The sequence below is a fragment of the Nocardia sp. NPDC004722 genome, from assembly GCF_053601505.1.
On the sequence record NZ_JBSGBY010000388.1, the window covers coordinates 1 to 8,086 of the forward strand.

7 protein-coding genes and 1 pseudogene are annotated in these 8,086 nt (G+C 70.0%); 4 read left to right on the top strand and 4 right to left on the bottom strand.

The annotated features are described in order from the left end of the window. Positions 1-139: 139 nt before the first annotated feature. On the bottom strand, positions 140-1,747 hold the full coding sequence (locus ACWELQ_RS30425; protein WP_452400472.1) for a DNA polymerase Y family protein: 1,608 nt from the start codon (positions 1,745-1,747) through the stop codon (positions 140-142). Between the two features lie 90 nt (positions 1,748-1,837). Continuing rightward, positions 1,838-2,584, bottom strand: coding sequence for a hypothetical protein (locus tag ACWELQ_RS30430; RefSeq protein ID WP_452400473.1), 747 nt, complete (start codon positions 2,582-2,584; stop codon positions 1,838-1,840). A 204-nt stretch (positions 2,585-2,788) separates the two neighbouring features. Here ACWELQ_RS30430 and ACWELQ_RS30435 point away from each other — a divergent pair, with 204 nt between their 5' ends. Together ACWELQ_RS30435 and ACWELQ_RS30440 are read left to right on the top strand one after the other, a co-directional pair. Beyond that, positions 2,789-3,349, top strand: a complete 561-nt coding sequence (locus ACWELQ_RS30435; protein WP_452400474.1) for a hypothetical protein — start codon at positions 2,789-2,791, stop codon at positions 3,347-3,349. 174 nt (positions 3,350-3,523) lie between these two features. Next, on the top strand, positions 3,524-4,678 hold the full coding sequence (locus ACWELQ_RS30440; RefSeq protein ID WP_452400475.1) for a serine/threonine-protein kinase: 1,155 nt from the start codon (positions 3,524-3,526) through the stop codon (positions 4,676-4,678). A 6-nt stretch (positions 4,679-4,684) separates the two neighbouring features. On the opposite strand, the gene ACWELQ_RS30445 is transcribed toward ACWELQ_RS30440, so the two are convergent. Then, the gene (locus tag ACWELQ_RS30445; RefSeq protein WP_452400476.1) at positions 4,685-5,326 is read right to left on the bottom strand and encodes a response regulator; all 642 of its coding nucleotides are present in this window, start codon (positions 5,324-5,326) and stop codon (positions 4,685-4,687) included. After that, positions 5,327-6,631, bottom strand: coding sequence for an ATP-binding protein (locus tag ACWELQ_RS30450; protein ID WP_452400477.1), 1,305 nt, complete (start codon positions 6,629-6,631; stop codon positions 5,327-5,329). A 354-nt stretch (positions 6,632-6,985) separates the two neighbouring features. On the opposite strand from ACWELQ_RS30450, the gene ACWELQ_RS30455 reads away from it, so the two are divergent. Together ACWELQ_RS30455 and ACWELQ_RS30460 are read left to right on the top strand one after the other, a co-directional pair. Next, a complete protein-coding gene (locus ACWELQ_RS30455) occupies positions 6,986-7,642 on the top strand; it encodes an MspA family porin (RefSeq protein WP_452400478.1) in 657 nt (218 codons plus the stop codon). A gap of 139 nt (positions 7,643-7,781) precedes the next feature. Then, a pseudogene (locus ACWELQ_RS30460) lies at positions 7,782-7,985 on the top strand (ATP-binding cassette domain-containing protein); the annotation flags it as partial. Positions 7,986-8,086: the final 101 nt, after the last annotated feature.

Here is an 8,086-nt window from a genome sequence, read left to right on the forward strand (position 1 = left end):
CGGGCATCTGAACGTCACCAACGGATTCCCCGGCGTGAACAGCGGCATCGCCATCTCGTACTGCCGGGGGCCGGTGCATCCCTGGTCGGAGCTGTGGCCGGACATGATGGATCTGCATCTGCCGCTGGGCATCTGAGCGCTACTCGTAGAGCCCCTCCACATGCCAGGTCCGGTTGTAGCCGAGCAACAGCAACGCGCGCAGGCGGGTGGTGTCCTCGGCATCCAGTTGCACCTGGGCGCGGGCGGCGAAGCCGTGCTCGAAACGGTGTGTCCACCAACGGTCGTCCACCGGCCACGGTCCCGCCCAGCCGGTCAGCCGCCAGGAACTGCTGCCCCAGTGCAGATGCGCGGGATCGGCGGTGAACAGGCCGCGCTCGCTCACCCAGACCGGGGAACCGTCGGCGGCCTCCAGCCTCACCTTCGGATGATTGGTGAGCACCAGCGCCGGGGCCGGTTCCGGTAACCGGCCCGGCCACGGCTGGGCCGGATCGTTGGCGGGCACCGGCTCGTCACCGAGGGTGACCATGGTGATGCGCTCCCCCGGACCGCGCCCGCCGCTGAGCACACCCAGGCGCACGGCGTCCCCGCCCAGCAGACTCTGCACCCGGATCAGCGCGCGCCGCGCCCGCTCCTCGTCCTCGCCGACGCCACCCCACAGCCCCAGTTGCAGCGCACCGGCCGACACCACCTCGATCGGCTCCAGGCGCAGCAGGGTGATGGCCGCGTTCGGCCCAGCATCGTCATCGAACGGATCCGGTTCAGCCCGATCCGATTTCGCACGGTATGCCCGGCCGCGGTCCAGGGCGCGGCGGGTCAGCCAGCCGTCGAGTTGCCAGCGGATGCGGTCGGCGGTGCTGTCCGGGGTGAGCGGTTCCGCGCAGCGCCAGATGCGGGAAAACTGGTCGCCCGCCTCGGTTTCGGCGTGGATGACCAGGCGGGTGCAGGCCACCGCGGCGGCGGCCAGCCGGGTGTGCAGTTCGGCGGCGAGCATGCGCCCGGCGAAGGCGGCCATGTCGACGCGCTCGATCGGGGGATCGCAGCGGTGTTCGACGGTCAGGTCCGCGGCGGGCAGGCGGGCGGCGGGCGGCCGCTCCGGGACCGCGCGAGCACAGCGGTGCGCGAGAATCGCGTCCGCGCCGAACCGCGACGACACCTCCGCGGGAGTGAGCGCCGCGAAGTCGCCGATGCGCCGCAACCCCAGCCGGTGCAGCAGATCCACCAGTTCCACCCGCTGCGGCGCGGCCAGCACCGGCTCCACCGCCAACTCCGAAACCGGCATCGGCGCAAGGAATTCCGCCCCCTTCCCGGGTGGCACCAGGGTGGCGCGCCGCGCCGCGAACACCGCCGTGGACAACTCGTCGGCGATCCCGATCTGGCACTCCACCCCCACCGCCGCCACCGCGTCCACCAACCGCTCGGCGGCGCCCTCCTCGGACCCGAAGAACCGCGCCGCCCCGCGCGCCGACAACGCCAGCATCCCCGGCCGCAACACCTCCACCCCCGGCACGGTCGCGTCGACGGCCGCCACCACCGGTTCGAACAGCCGCGCGTCCCGATCCGGATCCTCCACCGCCACCAGCAAATCCGGACACCGCCCCTGCGCCTCCCGCTTCCGCAACCCCCGCCGAATCCCCTCCGCCCGAGCCACGGCCGTACACGCCACCACCCGGTTGTTCCCGATCACCGCCACCGCCCGATCGGCCCCCACCCCCGCCTCGGCGGCAGCCGCCACCGCGGGCCAATCCATGCACCACACCACCAACACCCGCCGCGTCTTCACCGGCGGACACGGGAAGTCCGCTGTGCCGCAAACTGTCTCGCCCGGCCGCGAGCGTGGTCAGGACGCGGCATGGCGGGACGGGCGGAGCGGAGTGGCGGCGGGGCGGGGCGCGGCGGGGGTGGTGATCCACTCGACGCGCCCGGTGGTCGGGCTGAGGGTCAGGTGGCCGGAGCGGGGTTGGGCGGCGCGGCCGCGGACGGAGACGTCGAGGCGGACGGTGCGCAGGCGGCCGCAGCCGCGGCCGAGGCCGTCGTAGCCGGTGACGCGGGTGTCGATGTGCAGGGCGGAGCCGGACCAGGAGCCGTTGGTGACCATGAGGGTGGAGTTCTTGCTGCGGGCGCGGGCGGCGAGGACGCGGGTGCGCGACATCGGGACGGCGAGCCCGTTCAGGCCGAGAACCACCAGGTCCAGGCCATCCAGCAATACGGAGGCAACTTCGAGCGGGTCGGGCCCGGGGTCCGGGACCACGGCCAACCGGTCGAGCCGGGCGCCCATTTCGGCGGCGGCCAGCAAACCCAGGCGCGGCATGCCGACCACGGCGGCATGCCCGCCCGCACCCGTCACGGCGGCCAGCAGTCCGGCGATCAGCGATCCGGCGCCGTTGTAGACGACCACCGACCCCTTCGCCAATCCACCGTCGGGCAACAGGTTTTCGAGCGCGGCGGGCACCGGCAGCGCCTCCCGCCGCGGCTCCGCGGCGACCGGCACGTGCGCCGTGGCCTCCGCACCTCGCGCGGGTACCGCGGCCATCCGCCGCCGCAACTCCGCCAATTGCTCGAGCTTGGCCTCCGCAGCCGCACCCATCCAGTGACCACCTCTCTCAGTCGACGGGAAACCACCCTCGGAACCACACAGCCAGCACAGCCCTAGCTACCTGACATAATCGAAAGTATGTTCGATAGTAGAACTCGAGTCGCAGGACGCGTCAAGAGGCGCGCGGCGAGTGCCGCCCACCTCACCCGAAATCGGCTTGACCTCGCCGGGGGTGGAGGAGGCAGGTTGATACCCATGTACGAGGAGTCACACCCCGACCTCGCCACGATCGGAAAGCTGATCGACGATTTCGTGAGCCGGGTCTTCACCGACATCACCGACGAGGACACCCTCGTCCTCGCCGGATTCATGCGCGAGTTGCCCGCGCCCCTCCCCGACCACCCCGCGGCCGAGCAGTCCGCCGCCTGGCTCGAGCTGGCGGAACTGGTCTCCGACCAGGACTTCGAACGGATGATGCGGCAACTGGTCCGGCTCTGGGCCACGGACAACCGGATCGAGTTCGGCCTCAATGTCCGACCGCTGATCCTCGAGTACGCGGGTGGCGCGCTCGCCTCCGGCATCGAGCCGGAGACCGCGGCGGGCCGGGCCGTTCTCGATCGCATCGTGCCCTCGGATCTGCCTGTCCGAGAATTGATTTCCTTCACCGAATGGCTCGAAGCCGTCGCCGAGCCGAGAGTCGAGCGCTACTGGGAACTGCTGAGCCTGATCAACGGCCACGGCCCCGGGCAGCCGAGCGCCCCCGCCTTCCACTGGCTGTCGGCGGCCCTGCACGCCCACCGCCCGACCGACCACTGAAACACCCTCCGGTCGTTTCGTCCGGAACGTCGGTAGGGCGGTGAGAAAATCGCCGCTCCCCCGACGCCCCGGCCGGGAAGCGAAACGCGCTGTGTCCGTATGGGTCTGGGGCAAGGGTGCAGGTCCGGGCGGGGATGGCCAGCAAACCTCAGGTTTCGAACCAGGCCAGTCAGGATGGTTTTCCGCTACCCTGCACCCGTGACCGAACGCGCCCGTCCCATTGTCGGCCCCGATTATCTGGTGGCCGGCCGCTACCGTCTGCAGTCGAAGCTCGGCGGCGGCGGCATGGGCGCCGTATGGCTGGCGACGGATCGGCTGCTGCACCGGGACGTCGCCATCAAACAGGTGCTCACCACCGCGGGCCTCAGCGAGGAAGAGGCGCAGGAGGTGCGCAGCCGGATCATGCACGAGGGCCGGGTGGCGGCCAAGCTGTCGCACGAGCACGCCATCGCCGTGTACGACGTGGTGCTCGAGGCCGGTGAACCCTGGCTGGTGATGGAGTACCTGCCCTCGCGCAGTGTGGCCAAAGCCCTTGCGCTGGTGGATCGGCTCTCGCCGATCGAGGTGGCGCAGATCGGGGCGCAGGTGGCCGACGCGCTCGCCACCGCGCATTCGGCGGGCATCGTGCACCGCGACATCAAGCCCGGCAATATCCTGGTCGCCGATCGCGGCGACGAGGTCGGCATGGTGAAACTGTCGGACTTCGGCATCTCGAGCGGCGCCAACGACGCCACCGAGGAGATCGGCGACGTCATCACCGGCACCCCCGCATACCTGCCGCCGGAGGTCGCCCGCGGCGCGCGCCCGACCACGGCCTCCGACGTATTCTCGCTCGGCGCAACGCTGTACACCGCCATCGAGGGCCAGCCGCCCTACGGTTTCGACGAGGACAGCAATGTCATCGTCGAGCGCGCCGCCATGGCGCAGGTGATTCCGCCCGCCCGCAGCGGCCCGCTCACCGAGGTCCTGTTGCACATGATGGAACCGGCCCCGCAGCGCCGTCCCACCATGACCGAGGCGCGCAACGAGATCCTCACCGCCGCTTTCGGTCCCGGCACCGCGCCCTACATCCTGAAGGCCCCGGTCCGCACCGAGGACGGCACCATTCCGGCGTGGGCGGCCCGCAACTCGGCGGCCGGACTGCGCAGCCCGCTCTCCAGCCCGCTGCCCCGCCCGCAGCGCGCCCAGGCGGCGGCTCCGGCTGCCCCGCAACCGAAGTCGAAGGGCTTCGACTTCAGCGCGCTGGGCCCGAACGCGGGCCCACTCGCGGTGGCGATCGGCCTGCTCATCGGCCTGCTGATCATCATCGTGATCCTGGTTGTGCTGTAAGGACTTTCAGTCGATACGACGCCGGTGCGCCCAGCGGGTCAGGGCGTTCCGGTTGGACTGCTGGGTCTTGCGCAGCACGTTGGAGGCGTGTGTCTCCACGGTTTTCACCGAGATGAACAGGGTTTCGGCGATCTCGCGGTAGGTGTAGCCGCGTGCCAGCAGCCGCAGCACCTCCAGTTCGCGCGGGGTGAGCGAATCCAGTTCCGGATCCAATGGCGGTTCGGGCACCGGTGATTTGCCGGTGAAGGAGTCCAGTACGAATCCGGCCAGGCGTGGGGAGAACACCGCGTCCCCGCCGGAGACCCGCCGAATGCCGTCGGCCAGTTCGGGACCGGAGATGGTCTTGGTGACATAGCCGCGCGCGCCCGCCCGGATCACCGCGATCACGTCCTCGGCCGCGTCGGACACACTGAGCGCCAGGCACACCGGCCCTGGATCGATGCCGCCCAGCACCGCGACCCCGCCGCCGTCGGGCATGTGCACGTCCAGCAGCACCACATCCGGTGTGGTGGCCTTGATCCCGGCGATGGCCTCGGCGACGCCGCCCGCCTCGCCGACCACCTCCATATCGGTTTCGCGGCTCAGCTCGGCCCGCACCCCCGACCGGAACACGGCATGGTCGTCGACCAGAAAGACCCGGACACTCACCTAGTTCTCCTCACCTGACACCGGCACACCCACATCCTGCTGCACCACCAGCCGCTCGTCACCACCATCCTTGCGCGGCATGAAGATTCGCACCTCGGTCCCGCTGCCGGGTTTCGACTTCAGTTCCACGTGCCCGCCGCGGCGTTCGATGCGCCCGTGAATGGATTTGGACACGCCTTGGCGATCCTTGGACACCGTATCCGGGTCGAATCCCTTGCCGCGATCGCGCACGAACACGCTCACCTGGTGCGGCTCCACCTCGGCGTACAGGTCGATGGTCGGCACCCCGGCGTGCTTGGCGGCATTGACCAGCGCCTCCCGCGAGGCCCCGAGCACCGCGGTGAAATGTTCCTTGGGCAGCCCGATTCCGCTGTCGTCGACATCCATCGACACATCGCCGACGGTGACCGGCGTGACCTTCACCCCGTGCTGATCCTCCACCTCACCGGCGATGGTGCGCAGCGCCGCGGCCAGGCTCGACTGCGCCGGACCGGTGTCCTCGAACAGCCATTTGCGGAGCTCGCGCTCCTGGCTGCGGGCCAGCCGCACCACTTCCTGCGGGTCGTCGGCCTGCCGCTGGATCAAAGCCAGTGTCTGCAGCACCGAGTCGTGCAGATGCGAGGCGATCTCCTCGCGTTCGTCATTGCGAATCCGCGCCGCGCGTTCGGAATTCAGCGCCCGCATCATGCGCAGCCACAGCGGCACGGTCAGCAGCCCCGCCCCGACCAGGGTGACGGCCACCGCCAGCAACGCCGACCCGAGCGAGCTGAGATTGATCCGCCCCAGCACCACCACGCCGAGCCCCACCACGATGAGGGTGGCCCCGCCGACAATCCGTGCCCACGTGACCACCGACGGTTTGGTCGGCAGCCCGAGCACCGATCTCGGCCCGTCCGCGTCGAATTCGCGCCACACCAGCGCCGCGCCGATGGCGACCACCAGGATCGGCCCCACCACCTGCGCGGCCGTTCCCTTGATCACCCAGGCGGTGGCGACCGACAGGGCCATGCCCAGCAACGCCAACCCGATGCCCTGCCGCCGCTCGGACTGCGTCGGCGGAGTCGCGTCGCTCCCGCCCGGCGTGAAGATCCACAGCATGCCGTAGGCCACGATCCCGGCCCCCGCCAACGCGGCCAGCAGCACGAAGACAACCCGCACCTTGAAGACGTCGACCCCGAGATGATCGGCGACCCCACCCGCCACCCCACCCACGATCCGCCCACCCGTCCGCCGCACCAGCTTGGGCGTGGTCACCGACGTGACCGCCCCGCGGGCAGGGTCATACAAGGGCGCGGCCGGATACATGCCTCCGATACTGGCACGCCCACCCGACACCCGACATCCGGAAACACCCCGATCCCATCCCTGAGTCTCGGATTTGTCCGGTCCGGACGGAAAAGATGTGTTGACCTGCGCGACAGCCGGATCGGACGGCAACCGCGGCGGACCACCCCGCGATACCACCCCGACCGGTCCGGACAGGCGGCTCGATCCGCCTCGATTCCGCTGCGGCCGGACCGGATAACCGCTGCGGTACCGGCGATCAGGGGTTTTGTGCCGGACTCGGAGAAAGGCTTTCGCTGGGCTCTGCGCCTTTTCCCTAACTTTCATCTCAGCGGGCCGAACGGGCTCCGCATCGAGAGTCGGGGAGGACTCACCATGAACATCAAGACCGCTGTCGCCGGTGCCATTACCGCCGCGGGGCTGCTCGGAGGAGTGGCGACCGGAGGCATCGCCCATGCGGACGGGGGGCTGGCGCCGCACGAGAAGACGACCGTCGCACCGAACGGGTTGTCGGTCACGGTCGGCAATCAGGACGCCTCGTACCACGTGGTCCCGCCCTTGAACGGGATGCCGACCAGCCGGGAGGTGTACCTGAGCCACACGTCTTACGGCAAGGTCACCGGCGGCACCGCCAAGATCCGCACCGGATACTTCGCCGCCTGCGCGGTGGATCTGGACGTGAAGTTCACCATCGCCGGCACCGCGGGCGTGACCTTGAACGCCGACCTCGGCGTCTCGGCCGGACTGGAGACGGTCACACCGACCGCGAGCGTGAACATCGAACCCACCATCGGCGGCACCATCGGCTTCAACCTCACCATCACCCCCGGCAAGATCACCGACATCAAGATCGACGGTGACGGCAAGCAACTGCCCACAGGCGACACCGGCTACATCGTCAGCAACGACTACCAACTGAAGGTCGACGGCTGCGGCGGCCCCCTGACCGTCCAGTCCTACACCATCATCGAGGGAACCTCCCCGGGAGCGGACGCGGCGGATTACGTCGTCGGAGACCCGATCACGCTGTGATCCGCCCGAAGCGGGGGGGGGGGGGGCCGCCGCGCCCGCGCGCATCGTGGCGCTACCGACGGTGGGCGCGTCGCCCGAGACCCGCTCGTCCAGTGTGGATTTCGAGACAACCGTCACCGACGACGCCCCGGTTCTGGAGGTTTCACACCTCGCCAAGGAGTACCGCATGCGCGGCCGTAGGGGGAACCTGCGGGCCGTCGACGACGTCTCGTTCACCATCGGCCGGGGCCGCACCACCGCCATCGTCGGCGAATCCGGTTCCGGCAAGACCACGACGGCCCGCATGGTGCTGGGACTGATCCCCGCCACCTCCGGCACCGTGCGCCTGGACGGGGCCGAAGTAATGGGCCTGCGCGGTGCCCGGCTCCGGGCGGCACACCGAAGCGGATGTTGTCGTTGACCCACACCTCGCCGATCGACACCGCGTCCGGGTACTCGTCCATG

Excerpts from the sequence above, each read along its gene's own strand:
- ACWELQ_RS30425 (WP_452400472.1), bottom strand. The coding sequence starts at position 1,747 with ATGGATTGGCCCGCGGTGGCGGCTGCCGCCGAGGCGGGGGTGGGGGCC.
- ACWELQ_RS30430 (WP_452400473.1), bottom strand. The coding sequence starts at position 2,584 with ATGGGTGCGGCTGCGGAGGCCAAGCTCGAGCAATTGGCGGAGTTGCGG.
- ACWELQ_RS30435 (WP_452400474.1), top strand. The coding sequence starts at position 2,789 with ATGTACGAGGAGTCACACCCCGACCTCGCCACGATCGGAAAGCTGATC.
- ACWELQ_RS30440 (WP_452400475.1), top strand. The coding sequence starts at position 3,524 with ATGGTTTTCCGCTACCCTGCACCCGTGACCGAACGCGCCCGTCCCATT.
- ACWELQ_RS30450 (WP_452400477.1), bottom strand. The coding sequence starts at position 6,631 with ATGTATCCGGCCGCGCCCTTGTATGACCCTGCCCGCGGGGCGGTCACG.
- ACWELQ_RS30455 (WP_452400478.1), top strand. The coding sequence starts at position 6,986 with ATGAACATCAAGACCGCTGTCGCCGGTGCCATTACCGCCGCGGGGCTG.